The organism is Citrobacter sp. CK195 (assembly GCF_030333365.1).
In the GTDB taxonomy this organism is placed as follows: domain Bacteria; phylum Pseudomonadota; class Gammaproteobacteria; order Enterobacterales; family Enterobacteriaceae; genus Citrobacter_B; species Citrobacter_B koseri.
On sequence record NZ_JAOWGB010000026.1, the window covers coordinates 299,094 to 311,583 of the forward strand.

Consider the following 12,490-nt stretch of genomic DNA (forward strand, 5'->3'; position numbering starts at 1 on the left):
CAGAGGAAACAAACCGGGAAAGAAGGCGATAGCATACAGGAAACGGCGCGACGGATGCCGCGCCCGAAAATCAGAAGCTGGCGTTAACGCCGACGTACGGGCCATCGGCAATCGCGTTGTCACGGTTGCCGTCTTTACCCGCCAGGTTCAGATAGCGATAGCCCGCTTCAATGCTCAGCGGACGCATAATGGTAAAGCGCGCTCCGGCATTGGCTTCTTCATAGCTATCAATGCCGCTGGACAGTGAATCTGGAGAGTAGTAATACTCGCCAAACAGACGGAAGCTGTCGCCGATTTTCCACTGTAACCCGCCGCCTACCGCCGCCGCATAGCCTTCATCGCCGTCGTTCGGATTGGTATAAACGCCTTTCCCACCAACCGTTGCCAGCAGCGGCCCAAGCGGAATATTCAGGCCGAGCCCCACGCCGGCAGCGTCGCCATCGTCGTCGTTATGCATCCAGTTGCCGCTCAACGCCAGCCCGGTGGATTCAGTACCGAAACCTACGCCAACGTTGGTGTAATCTTTACCCGCCTGGCCGCTAATGCTCATCGCATTCGCCGATGCAGAAGCGAACAACAGTCCGGCAACGCCTAATAAAATGCTTTTTTTCATTTTTACCCTTTCCAGCAAAGAAATAAACAAAAGACCCCAAAACCGCAGGATTGTACTGCCAGGCGCAACAGAATCAATGAGCTAAAAAAGCGATCTAATAACATATTGTAACTAAACACTACCTTTCAGGTTTATTAAACGTTACAAGAAGAGGCGTTTAGCGCAGCAGTCATTGCCCGAGATCAATATTTCATTCACAAATATTTTCTACATTAGTTTCCGAAATTAAACGGAAATTAAACATTTTTTCTAACGATCGTCGGGAGATAAAGATGAGCAAAAAAGGACTCACCACCGCAGCAGGCGTGCCTGTCGCCCATAATAACAACGTTGCAACCGCAGGCCCACGCGGCCCCATGCTGCTACAGGACATCTGGTTCCTGGAAAAACTGGCCCACTTCGATCGTGAAGTGATCCCTGAGCGCCGTATGCATGCCAAAGGCTCAGGCGCGTACGGCACCTTCACCGTCACGCACGATATTTCACGTTACACTCGTGCAAAAATCTTTTCGGAGCCCGGTAAAAAAACGGATCTGTTCCTGCGTTTTTCCACCGTGGCGGGAGAGCGCGGCGCGGCGGATGCCGAGCGCGATATTCGCGGGTTTGCGATCAAGTTTTACACTGAAGAGGGCAACTGGGATCTGGTGGGTAACAACACGCCCGTTTTCTATCTGCGCGATCCGCTGAAATTCCCGGATCTGAACCATGTCGTGAAGCGCGACCCACGCACCAACCTGCGCAATCCGACCTACAAATGGGACTTTTTCTCCCATCTGCCGGAATCGCTGCACCAGTTAACTATCGACTTTAGCGACCGGGGTTTGCCTTTCTCTTACCGTACGATGCACGGTTTCGGTAGCCACACATTCAGCTTTATCAACAGCGACAACGAACGTTTCTGGGTGAAATTCCACCTGAAATCGCAGCAGGGCATCGCCAACCTGATGGATGACGAAGCGAAACGCCTGGTGGCGGACGATCGCGAAAGTTCTCAGCGCGACCTGTACAGCGCCATCGAACAGGGCAACTTCCCCCGCTGGAAATTCTACGTGCAGATCATGCCGGAAGCCGAAGCCTCACAGGTGCCGTACAACCCGTTTGATCTGACCAAAGTATGGCCGCACGGCGATTACCCGCTGATTGAAGTCGGCGTGCTGGAACTGAACCGCAACCCGGAAAACTATTTCTCCGAAGTGGAACAGGTGGCGATGAATCCGGCGAACGTCGTGCCGGGGATTAGCTTCTCCCCTGACCGTATGTTGCAGGGGCGTCTCTTCTCCTATGGCGATGCGCACCGCTATCGTCTGGGCGTTAACCATCAGCAGATCCCGGTCAACGCCCCGCGCTGCCCGTTCCATAACTACCATCGTGACGGCGCGATGCGGGTGGACGGCAACAGCGGCAACGGCCCAACCTATGAGCCAAACAGCTTTGGCGTCTTCCAGGAACAGCCTGATTTCAGCGAACCGCCGCTCTCTGTCGAAGGCGCTGCCGCGCACTGGGATCATCGGGAAGATACGGACTACTTCAGCCAGCCGCGTAAGCTGTATGAGTTGCTGAGTGATGAAGAACATCAGCGTATGTTCGCGCGCATCGCCGACGACATGAAAGATGTGCCGGAATTTATTCAGCAGCGTCAGATTGGCTTGTTTAGCGAAGTTCATCCTGACTATGGCGCGGGCGTCGCCGCTGCCCTGCGGGCGTTAAAAGAAGCGAAATAACCGTTTCCACGGGAGCTGCGGCTCCCGTGTTGCTTACATTACGGACGGTTAGCGCGCACCCACTCCTGCAATGCCCGGCGCGAAACTTTGATCCCGCCGTTTTTCAGCGCTGATGGCAACGTCAACCAGCATACCGGCTGCTGAAAACGCGCCAGCTTGTCTTTCACCCATTCCGCGAGATCGACGTTCCCGGCCTGCGCATCATATTCCACCACCGCCACCGGACGATGGCCGAACTCCCTGTCCTCTACCGGCACCACGAACGCCTGTAGAACATGTGGATGCGCCGAGATAACGCGTTCCACCTCTTCCGGCTGAATGCCTTCTCCGCCGCTGAAGAACAGATTATCCAGCCGACCGGCAATCGTCAGCTTACCATCGTTCAGTTCGCCGCGATCGCGGGTAGCAAACCAGCCTTCGCCGTTCACCAGCGGGATCAGCTTACCGTCGCGCCAGTAGCCTTCCGCCATGCTGGCGGCGCGTAGCCAGACTTCGTCATTCACGATTCGGACTTCCCGCCCCGGTAACACCGCGCCGACATCGCCCAGGCCGTCGGCCTCTTTCGCACACACCGTCGAGGCAAATTCCGTCAGGCCATAACCGCACCAGCAGCGAATACCCTGCGCGCGAGCCTGCTCCGTCAGTTCAACCGGGATAGCCGCGCCGCCCAGCAGTACCGCTTTCAACGTTACCGATGCCGGATTCTCCAGCAGCCGCCACAGCTGAGTGGGAACCAGGGACGCATGCGTACACCCTTGCAGCATTGCTTCCAGCGGCTGCTTCTCACGCACGGTCATTCGGGCGCCCGCAAACAACCAGCGCCACATAATACCCTGGCCGGAAACATGAAACAGCGGCAGCGATAACAGCCAGTCATCCCCATCGGCAAACGGCATCAGGGACAGCACCCCTTCCGCGCTGGCCAGATGCGCCTGGCAGGTATGCACTGCGGCTTTGGGTAATCCGGTTGAGCCAGAGGTCAGCGTCATTGAACTCAGCCGCGTCGGCTGCCAGTCTGCGGCGTGTTCGCCTGCCTCTTGCTGCATTTGCAGCGGTTGCAACGCCGGGAAGGTATTCTCCCCCTCCAGCAGCAAAGCAAACCGGAGCGTTAAGTCCGGCAGCAGCGCGTCGAGCAGCGGTTGTGGAAGCTGCGGGTTAACCGGCAGGATTCTTGCCCCGCATTGCAGTAAAGCCAGCCAGGCCAGCAGCGTTTGCGGGTGATTCCAGGCGCGCAGCATCACGCCGCAGCCTTCAGAGACACCCTGAGCGGCAAAACCGCTCGCCAGCGCGTCAATACGGGTACAGAGTGTGCGCCAGCTTAGCACTTCATCATTAAGGCGTAAGGCAGGCGCATCTCCCCGCACCTGCCGCCAGTGACGCCACGGCCAGTCATTAAAAGACGACGGCTGGAGGCCCGATACGCTTGCGCTATCGGGCATTTCCCGGAGGCTCATAGCAGCCGTTCCAGCGCATCGTCGCTAACACACGGCAAAGCGCTGCCCGGCCAGCGGCGCACCTGCTGGGTTTGCATCAGGCTTAGCGTATCCAGACCCGGAATGGTCTGCGGCGTCAGCCACGCGGCAATACGCGCCAGCTGCGTTAAGCCGAGGCTCGACTCGATGGAAGAGCTGATCACCGCCGTCAGTCCCAGCGTATGCGCGGCCTGTACCTGCTCGCGAACCTTTTCCAGGCTTCCGGTGAGCGTCGGTTTGATGACCACCGCGCTGACGCCCGCTTCCGCCGCAAAGACAAAATCGTCTTCACGCAGACTTTCATCCCAGGCAATCGCAATCCCGGTTTCACACGCAAAGGCGCGGGAGTCGTCGCGGGTTTTACACGGTTCTTCGAGGAAGGCGATGCGGGCACGGTAGTCCGGGTTGACGTATTTCGCGAACTGCTGCGCTTTCAGCGGCGTCCAGGCGCGATTGGCATCCAGACGCAGATGCAGATCGGGAACCGCCTCCAGCAGCAGGTTGACCACCATTCCATCGCGTACCGCTTCGTACAGACCGACTTTGATCTTGGCGACTTTCTCACCAGGCATATCAGCCAGTTGCAGCACCAGATCGTCTGGATCGCCCGTACACAGCGGCGCGGCGCGGTAATCCGCCGCCTCTGGCAACGTCCCCGCCGCCTCCGCCAGCGCACAGCTAACGCCAAACGCCACGGAGGGCACTTCAGGCAACGTTGACTGGCCTTGCAGCCAGCCGTTAACCCAGTCCAGCAGCGCGGCCTGCGCCTCTTCCAGGGTTTCCTGGCTGAAACCCGGAAGCGGGGAGATCTCCCCCCACCCTTCGCGCTCGCCGTCGCACAGACGGACATACAGCCCGTCGCGAGTTTTTAACCGCCTGTCGCGCAGAACCACCCCCGCGTCCATGGGGATCTGCCAGCGGTACACCTGCGCGCTACGCATTACGGATTCCGTTTGAATTTGCTGAAATCAGGCTGACGTTTCTGGTTGAAAGCGTTACGGCCTTCCTGACCTTCTTCCGTCATGTAGAACAGCATCGTGGCGTTGCCCGCCAGCTCCTGTAGACCCGCCTGACCGTCGCAGTCGGCGTTCAGCGCCGCTTTCAGGCAGCGCAGCGCCATCGGGCTGTTCTGCAACATTTCGCGGCACCAGCGCACGGTCTCTTTTTCGAGGGAGTCCAGCGGTACGACGGTGTTGACCAGCCCCATATCCAACGCCTGTTTAGCGTCGTACTGACGGCACAGGAACCAGATTTCACGCGCTTTTTTCTGCCCGACGATACGCGCCATATAGGAAGCGCCCCAGCCGCCGTCGAAGGAGCCGACTTTCGGGCCCGTCTGGCCGAAGATGGCATTTTCCGCCGCGATGGTCAGGTCACACATCATGTGCAGTACGTGACCGCCGCCGATAGAGTACCCTGCGACCATCGCCACAACCGGTTTCGGGCAGGTACGGATTTGGCGCTGGAAATCCAGTACGTTCAGGTGATGCACGCCGGAATCATCCTGGTATCCGCCGTAGTCGCCGCGTACCTTCTGGTCGCCGCCCGCACAGAAGGCTTTCTCGCCTTCGCCGGTCAGAATAATGACGCCCACGTTGTCGTCATACCGGGCATCCGCCAGCGCCTGGATCATCTCTTTGACGGTCAAAGGACGGAATGCGTTGCGCACCTGTGGACGGTTAATGGTGATTTTTGCAATACCATCGGTGGATTTTTCATAACGAATGTCCGTGTAACCTTCGGAGCAGTCGTGCCATTCAACCGGTGCGTAAAGCATTGTTTCATCAGGATAGATCATAGTGTGTCCTTTAGTCAGAGACGCAGAATCTGAGCCAGACTGTCCACCACGCCTGCGGGATTTTCCCGATGCGCGTTGTGTCCGGCGTTACGAATCATATGGCAAGGTACAGACAACTCCGCCGCCAGCGCGCGGAATTTGCTGTCGCGTTCACCACATAAATAATAAAACGGAAATGTGCGCGCATTTAGCCGCGCGCGTAAATCAGGCTGTACGGCAAGCGAGGTTGCCTCCAGCATCGCCGCCAGCGTTTCGCCATTGTTCTGGCTGCGCAGCGCGACTAACGCTTCTCTTTGCGAAGCATCCAGCGAAGCGAAAACCGGCTGCTGATACCAGTCAGTAAACACGTCGCGCAGCGGTTCACGGCGAAAGCGCGCTGCCCAACGACCGTCAGACCGTCGGCGCGCGTCACGCTCAGCCTCGCGTTGCAGTCCCGGGTGACCGCCTTCAACCACCAGCCCACAAAGACCCGGCAGAGTCTGGCACGCCGCCATCATCGCCACTCTGCCGCCGAGCGAGTAGCCGACCAGCCAGTATTTAAGTATGTTGTAACTAAATAATGTGTTACGCAATAAGTCGCACACATCAGCAAAGCCGCTGACACGAATATCGGCAGAATCGCCGTGACCAGGCAAGTCGATATACAGGCGCGAAAAGTCGGGAAACTGCTCACCGATCTGCTGCCATTCCCGGCAATCACCGGAAAATCCATGCAGGAAAACCAGCCAGGGAGACCCCGGCTGACCACCGTTCGCCTGCGCGCGCAGGATCATAGATGGCTCACCTGCGCCAGCAGCTGTTGCAGGGTTTGCGCCCCGTCGGTATCGTTCACGACCAGCTCAATCACCGTGGTTGTCGGCGTTCGCCAGGCGCCAGCCAGCGCCGCATCCAGTTCATCCCAGCTTTGCGGGCGGTGATATTTGAGGTTAAACATGGCCGCTGCGTGTTCAAAGTGGACGTTTTGCGGCATCAGGTAAAACCGCTCGCGCTCGCTCTGCGGCGTCGGCAACAAAGAGAAAATTTGCCCGCCGTTGTTATTCACCACAATCAGCACAAACGGCGCGGACACCTGGCGCAATAGCGCCAGCGCGTTGAGATCGTAGAGCGCAGACAGATCGCCGACGATAGCCAGCGTCGATTTCGCGCTGGCGCGCTGAACGCCCGCCGCCGTCGAGAGCAAACCATCAATACCGCTGGCTCCCCGGTTGCTGTACACAGGGTAGCCCGCCGGTAGCTGCGACAGCGCGTCAATCAGGCGCACCACCAGGCTGTTGCCGACAAACAGTTGCCCTTGTTCCGGCAGATAGTCGCGAATGCGGTGCGCCAGTTGCGCTTCGCCGAACATATCGCGACGCGCGACAACCGCCTGCCACGCCTGCTCTGCCAGGCGCGGGATATCGACGCACCAGGGATGGCGTTTCTCCGCCGGATGCAGCTCCAGCCAGTCGGCGATTTTCGCCACCAGCCTGCGTCCGCGATGATGCGCCGGGTCCAGACGACCTTCGATATTATCAATAATCCAGTACTCTTCCGGCTCGCAGGCGGCCTGCCATTGCAGCAGGCGCTTTCCGGTCAGGCAGCTGCCGAGTTGCACCACAATTTGCGCCTGCTGAAGCTCAGTGACGGCCTTCGCATTACCCAGCCAGAGATCGGCGCACGGCAGCGGCTGCCCGGTTTGCGACAGCACGTCGCCAATCAGCGGCCAGCCCAGCGTCTGCGCCCAAAGCGCGACTTTCTTGCCCTCTTCCGCGCTCATGCGCCCGGCCACCACTACGCCGCGTTTTTGCCGCCAGAAGAACCAGTCGCGCTGTTTGTCGCTTTCCAGCCGACGCGCTTCGCGCAGCCAGGGTTTATCATCCTGCCACCAGTCGCCAAGGCTCTGCTGCCAGGCAAGCCCCGTATCGTCCATATCGCCATACAGCGGTTCCGCAAACGGACAGTTGATGTGTACCGCGCCGGCATGCAGCGTCGCCAGGACGTTATCAAGGGTGGAGACCAGCCAGCGCGCGGAAATATCCTGCGTCGGGCGCGGCAAAGAGAGCGTCTGAGAAGGATGAGAAGCGAACATCCCGGCCTGACGAATCGCCTGATTCGCGCCGCAGTCAATCAGTTCCGGCGGACGGTCCGCAGTCAATAAAATCAGTTTTTCACCGGTAAGCCCCGCTTCAATCAGTGCCGGATAGAGATTTGCCACCGCCGTACCGGAAGTAACGATAACGGCAACGGGCTGCTTACTGACTTTCGCCAGCCCTAACGCCAGATGACCAAGACCACGCTCATCAAAGTGCGTGTGATGAATAAAGGCTGAATTTTCCGCTGCCGCCAGGGTTAAAGGCGTGGAGCGGGAGCCAGGGGCAATGCAAACATGCCTGACGCCGTGGCGAGTGAGTGCTTCCAGAATGACCGCCGCCCAGCGTCGGTTAAATGCGCTTACTGACATGAGATTGTCCGGTATCAATATTGCGACTCAGTATAAGGATCAGAAAAAATGGATTATTGATATGAGTCGGGAATATACACAAAATCATTCAGCAGACCGCCTGAAGGATGAGGTGTATGTGCGACTCATTAGCTTTCCATCTGTAATAACGTGCGTAGCCCGGCTGCTTTGTTGTCGATCTCTTGCCATTCCTGTTCCGGGTCAGACCCGCGCACAATGCCTGCCCCGGCATACAGACGAACAACGTTCGCCGCGACTTTCGCCGAGCGCAGCGTCACGCAGAATTCGCTTTGCTGTAAAGACAGATAACCCGCCGACCCGGCGTACCACTCACGTTCAAACGGTTCATGTTGCTGAATAAACGCGCGCGCCCGTTCACGCGGAATCCCCGCGACGGCTGCCGTGGGCTGTAGCTGTAGCAAACAGAGCGTGTCGTCAGCCTGATTGAGCGCCGTCCAGATACAGCGGCGCAGATGCTGTACTTTGCGTAATCTGAGCACCTGCGGCGGCAAAACATCGAGCGAGTGGGTGCAGCTTTGCAGGCGCTGACAAATATCTTCCACCACCAGCATGTTTTCACGCTGGTTTTTATCATCCTTCATCAACCATTCGCCCAGTTGCCAGGCCTGATGGTCGTCGGGATGATTCGCCACCGTGCCGGCCAGCGCCTCGGTGCGCAATGCCGTTTCACGTCGCCGCCAAAGGCGTTCCGGCGACGAGCCAAGAAAGGCGCTTCCGGCGGAGAACGCCATAAAAAAATGGTAGCAGTTAAGGTTTAAACGGCGGCTGGATGCCATCACGGCGGCGGCATTCACCGAATGGGAAAACTGCAAATCCGTCGCCCGCGCCAGCACCACTTTGTCGAGATCGTCTTCAGCGATAGTCTGCGTGGCAAGCTGAATCAGGCTGGTCCAGCCCGCTTTATCCGGCCAGTGCTGCTCGCCCGTCAGGTGCAGGCGCAGCGCCGGAATCGGCTTCACGCCCCTTAATGAAGAGAGAAACGCGATCGCCCGCCTGGCGTCTTCACGCAGTGAAACCGGGCTGTAGAGATACAGCCGCAGCGTTGCCATAGCGCCAGCGCGTCGCCATTCAAGACGCGGCAGCAGCAAATGCCCCTGCTGCGGTTCAAACGCATTCAGTCCCCAGATACGCAAATCGGATTGTGATTCATGCTGGCGGAGAAAGTGTTGCGCCTGTTCGAGAGAGGGGAACGTTTCAACGGCGCCGAGCACCGCGGCTTCTTCATCGCCGTTACGCTGTTGCCAGTAAAATTGCGGCCAGATGGCCTGACTGGCCAGCCAGCTTAATGCGTCAAACGCATCATTCAGAGGGAAAGGCACATCAACAATACGCATTCCTGGTGCCGCCGGTATCTCCTGCGATAACTGGCGCCGCAGATTTTCCAGCGCAGTAGTGATTGAATGCACGCGGACCTCTCCCTGTTAAAAACCTCACATTATACGGGGTACAGCGGAGAAAAAGCAGTACCCCCGTTTAGGGAGGAAATGCGATCCCGGTTACATTACCGCCGCGCCAGCAGTAGTCCCAGCACCAGGCCGACCGCCGCGCCTGCGCCAATCCCTTGCCAGGGTTTTTCATGCACGTAATCATCCGCTTTATAAACCGCCTGTTTTGCACGGTAATAGTAGCTGTCAGACGCATGGCTGACGCGATTTTTTACCTCTTCAAGCGCCCGTTCTGCGCGTGCTTTTAACTCAACATATTTTTGATCGGCAGGATCGCCGGAAGAACGCAGCACCTCTTCCAGCGTTTCGCTCAGAAGTTCCAGGTCGTCATCAATACGTGAACCATAAGAATGAAAAGACATTATATTCTCCCTTTCGATTAACGTTCCCACTAACTATAGACAAAACCGGAACATCACACCTGGCTAACCTCGCGCGCCATACCCATGTGCGGGATACCGTCTTCGTCATAAACGTCCGTCACCGGAACAAAGCCGAATCGCGCATAGAAGGATTGCAGATGCGCCTGCGCGCCGAGGTAAAGCGCCTTCTCCGGCCAGTGTTGCTCACAGGATGCCAGAGTCTGCGCCATAAGCTGTTGCCCCAGTTTTTCGCCGCGCAGCGCTTCGCTGACGATCACGCGCCCAATCACCACCGGCTCCAGTTCGTCGTCGCTTTTCAGAATCCTCGCATACGCTACCAGCTCATCGTTATGCCAGCCCAGGATATGACGGTTCTCCCCCACCAGGTCATCGCCGTCCACATCCAGATACGGACACCGTTGTTCAACCACAAATACCGCGCAGCGCAATTTCAGTAACGCATAGAGTTGCGGGACGGATAATTCAGAATGATGCAGGTCTTGCCAGTGAATCATGGTGCGCTCCTTTTACGTATTCGCTTTATACTAGCCAGAATATTTTTTAAACGTGTAATGAAATAATGGAATTAATTTTTTTAGGTACTTCTGCCGGCGTTCCTACCCGCACGCGTAATGTCACGGCCATATTACTGAATTTACAGCACCCGACGCAGGCGGGGCTATGGTTATTCGACTGCGGTGAAGGCACCCAGCACCAGATGCTCAACACCGCGTTTAACCCAGGTAAGCTCGATCGCATTTTCATCAGCCATCTGCATGGCGATCACCTTTTCGGTTTGCCCGGTCTGCTGTGCAGCCGTTCGATGGCGGGAAACGCACAGCCGCTGACGATTTACGGCCCCAAAGGCATTCGCGAGTTCACCGAAACCGCATTGCGCCTTAGCGGCTCCTGGACTGATTATCCGCTAGAGATCGTTGAAATTACCGCCGGCGAAATTCTGGACGACGGCCTGCGCAAAGTAACCGCCTTTGCGCTTGAGCATCCACTCGAATGCTATGGCTATCGGATTGAAGAGCATGACAAGCCCGGCGCGCTGGATGCCAGTGCGCTAAAAGCGGCAGGCGTGAAGCCCGGCCCGCTGTTTCAGGATCTGAAAGCGGGTAAAACCGTCACCCTGAACGATGGTCGCGTTATTAACGGCGCCGATTTTCTCGCACCAGCCACGCCCGGGAAATCGGTGGCGATATTTGGCGACACCGCGCCATGCGCGTCGGCCATCACACTGGCAAAAGGCGTGGACGTAATGGTACACGAAGCAACGCTGGATACCTCAATGGAAGAAAAAGCCAACAGCCGTGGGCACAGCTCCACCAGGCAGGCCGCGCAGCTGGCGCACGATGCTGACGTGGGCCAGCTCATCATTACTCACGTCAGCTCGCGTTACGATGACAGAGGCAGCCAACGCCTGCTGGCAGAATGCCAGGCGATCTTCCCCGCAACTGCGCTGGCTCACGATTTCGCCGTTTTCACGGTTTAACGCTCCATTTTTCTTCCTCAGTGCCGATAACAGAGAAAAGGCTGGCTTTCATATTGAGGATGCGATGGATAATTTCCAGAAAGATATTGATGACAGGGCTAACTTAACCCTGTCTAACCGCTTTGAACTGCTGTTATTCCGTCTCGGCACATCGCTGCATGAGCAGAAGTCGGAGCTATTTGGCATCAACGTATTCAAACTGCGCGAAATTGTGCCAATGCCCACATTTACGCGCCCTGCCGGAATGAAAGCCCCACTTTTAGGTATGGTCAACATCCGCGATCAGGTGATCCCGGTCATCAACCTGCCCGCCGTGGCCGGGTGTAAACCGGAGAACGGGCTTAACATCCTGCTGATCACCGAATATGCGCGCAGCGTACAGGCATTTGCGGTGGAGTCCGTCGAGAATATTATGCGTCTGGACTGGCAGCAGGTGCATACCGCCGAGAAAGCGGTTAACGGCCGCTATATCACCAGCATTGCCTGTCTGGATGAAGACAAAGAGACCAACAACCTGGCGCTGGTGCTCGACGTAGAGCAAATTCTCTATGATATCGTGCCGTCAAATCACGACTTGCGCGCCACCAATTTGAAAACCAGCAAGTTCAACATCACGCCGGGTGCGGTGGCGATTGTGGCAGAAGATTCTAAAGTTGCCCGCGCCATGCTGGAGAAAGGGCTGAATGCGATGGAGATCCCGCATCAGATGCACGTTACCGGTCAGGATGCCTGGGAGAAAATCCAGCAACTGGCGAAAGAAGCGGAGGCGGAAGGCAAACCAATTAGCGAGAAAATCGCCCTGGTGCTAACCGACCTCGAAATGCCGGAGATGGACGGTTTCACCCTGACGCGTAAGATCAAAACCGACGAGCGCCTGAAGAAGATTCCGGTGGTGATCCACTCTTCCCTTTCCGGCAGCGCCAACGAAGATCATGTGCGTAAAGTTAAAGCGGATGGTTATGTCGCGAAGTTTGAAGTCAACGAACTGTCGTCGGTGATTCAGGAAGTAATGGAACGCGCCGCGCAAAACGTCAGCGGGCCGCTGGTCAGCCGTCAGTTGCTGAGTTAACGTCCTGACGTTCAGGGCATAAAAAAACCCGCCGCGGCGGGTTTTTTCGTT

General features: G+C 57.3%; 12 protein-coding genes. 3 read left to right on the plus strand and 9 right to left on the minus strand.

What is annotated here, in order from left to right; all coding sequences use genetic code 11:
• Nucleotides 1-70 precede the first annotated feature (70 nt).
• Entirely contained in the window at nt 71-613 is a 543-nt protein-coding gene (locus OGX93_RS18920; protein WP_012131513.1) for a YfaZ family protein, read from the minus strand.
• Nucleotides 614-885: 272 nt separating this feature from the next.
• Here OGX93_RS18920 and OGX93_RS18925 point away from each other — a divergent pair, with 272 nt between their 5' ends.
• Entirely contained in the window at nt 886-2,334 is a 1,449-nt protein-coding gene (locus tag OGX93_RS18925) for a catalase (protein WP_286449215.1), read from the plus strand.
• Between the two features lie 38 nt (nt 2,335-2,372).
• On the opposite strand, the gene menE is transcribed toward OGX93_RS18925, so the two are convergent.
• The 8 genes from menE to OGX93_RS18965 form a co-directional block, all read right to left on the minus strand.
• Complete coding sequence (menE, locus tag OGX93_RS18930) at nt 2,373-3,788, minus strand: o-succinylbenzoate--CoA ligase (protein ID WP_286449216.1); 1,416 nt, start codon at nt 3,786-3,788, stop codon at nt 2,373-2,375.
• A complete protein-coding gene (gene menC, locus OGX93_RS18935) occupies nt 3,785-4,747 on the minus strand; it encodes an o-succinylbenzoate synthase (protein ID WP_200096735.1) in 963 nt (320 codons plus the stop codon). Before menC ends, menE begins: the two co-directional genes overlap by 4 nt.
• The gene (menB, locus tag OGX93_RS18940) at nt 4,747-5,604 is read right to left on the minus strand and encodes a 1,4-dihydroxy-2-naphthoyl-CoA synthase (RefSeq protein WP_012131509.1); all 858 of its coding nucleotides are present in this window, start codon (nt 5,602-5,604) and stop codon (nt 4,747-4,749) included. The genes menC and menB overlap by 1 nt, the downstream gene beginning before the upstream one ends.
• 14 nt (nt 5,605-5,618) lie before the next feature.
• Complete coding sequence (gene menH / locus OGX93_RS18945) at nt 5,619-6,377, minus strand: 2-succinyl-6-hydroxy-2,4-cyclohexadiene-1-carboxylate synthase (protein ID WP_047462359.1); 759 nt, start codon at nt 6,375-6,377, stop codon at nt 5,619-5,621.
• Nucleotides 6,374-8,044: a 2-succinyl-5-enolpyruvyl-6-hydroxy-3-cyclohexene-1-carboxylic-acid synthase gene (gene menD, locus OGX93_RS18950; RefSeq protein WP_286449217.1), complete on the minus strand. Its 1,671-nt coding sequence runs from the start codon at nt 8,042-8,044 to the stop codon at nt 6,374-6,376. The genes menH and menD overlap by 4 nt, the downstream gene beginning before the upstream one ends.
• 128 nt (nt 8,045-8,172) lie before the next feature.
• A complete protein-coding gene (menF, locus tag OGX93_RS18955; RefSeq protein WP_024130159.1) occupies nt 8,173-9,471 on the minus strand; it encodes an isochorismate synthase MenF in 1,299 nt (432 codons plus the stop codon).
• A 95-nt stretch (nt 9,472-9,566) separates the two neighbouring features.
• Nucleotides 9,567-9,872 carry a stress response protein ElaB gene (gene elaB, locus OGX93_RS18960; RefSeq protein WP_012131505.1) on the minus strand — a complete coding sequence of 102 codons (306 nt, stop codon included), beginning with the start codon at nt 9,870-9,872 and terminating at the stop codon, nt 9,567-9,569.
• Between the two features lie 53 nt (nt 9,873-9,925).
• Nucleotides 9,926-10,387: a GNAT family N-acetyltransferase gene (locus OGX93_RS18965; protein WP_012131504.1), complete on the minus strand. Its 462-nt coding sequence runs from the start codon at nt 10,385-10,387 to the stop codon at nt 9,926-9,928.
• Between the two features lie 65 nt (nt 10,388-10,452).
• Between OGX93_RS18965 and rbn the strand changes: the two genes are divergently transcribed.
• Both rbn and OGX93_RS18975 read left to right on the plus strand, forming a co-directional pair.
• Nucleotides 10,453-11,370, plus strand: coding sequence for a ribonuclease BN (rbn, locus tag OGX93_RS18970; RefSeq protein WP_199976248.1), 918 nt, complete (start codon nt 10,453-10,455; stop codon nt 11,368-11,370).
• A 64-nt stretch (nt 11,371-11,434) separates the two neighbouring features.
• Nucleotides 11,435-12,439: a chemotaxis protein gene (locus OGX93_RS18975; protein ID WP_286449218.1), complete on the plus strand. Its 1,005-nt coding sequence runs from the start codon at nt 11,435-11,437 to the stop codon at nt 12,437-12,439.
• Nucleotides 12,440-12,490 lie beyond the last annotated feature (51 nt).

Bases quoted from the DNA above. Each gene is read 5' to 3' on its own strand.
- OGX93_RS18975 (WP_286449218.1), top strand. From the start codon at position 11,435: ATGGATAATTTCCAGAAAGATATTGATGACAGGGCTAACTTAACCCTG.
- OGX93_RS18925 (WP_286449215.1), top strand. From the start codon at position 886: ATGAGCAAAAAAGGACTCACCACCGCAGCAGGCGTGCCTGTCGCCCAT.
- menC (WP_200096735.1), bottom strand. From the start codon at position 4,747: ATGCGTAGCGCGCAGGTGTACCGCTGGCAGATCCCCATGGACGCGGGG.
- rbn (WP_199976248.1), top strand. From the start codon at position 10,453: ATGGAATTAATTTTTTTAGGTACTTCTGCCGGCGTTCCTACCCGCACG.
- elaB (WP_012131505.1), bottom strand. From the start codon at position 9,872: ATGTCTTTTCATTCTTATGGTTCACGTATTGATGACGACCTGGAACTT.
- menB (WP_012131509.1), bottom strand. From the start codon at position 5,604: ATGATCTATCCTGATGAAACAATGCTTTACGCACCGGTTGAATGGCAC.
- menE (WP_286449216.1), bottom strand. From the start codon at position 3,788: ATGAGCCTCCGGGAAATGCCCGATAGCGCAAGCGTATCGGGCCTCCAG.
- OGX93_RS18965 (WP_012131504.1), bottom strand. From the start codon at position 10,387: ATGATTCACTGGCAAGACCTGCATCATTCTGAATTATCCGTCCCGCAA.
- OGX93_RS18920 (WP_012131513.1), bottom strand. From the start codon at position 613: ATGAAAAAAAGCATTTTATTAGGCGTTGCCGGACTGTTGTTCGCTTCT.
- menD (WP_286449217.1), bottom strand. From the start codon at position 8,044: ATGTCAGTAAGCGCATTTAACCGACGCTGGGCGGCGGTCATTCTGGAA.
- menH (WP_047462359.1), bottom strand. From the start codon at position 6,377: ATGATCCTGCGCGCGCAGGCGAACGGTGGTCAGCCGGGGTCTCCCTGG.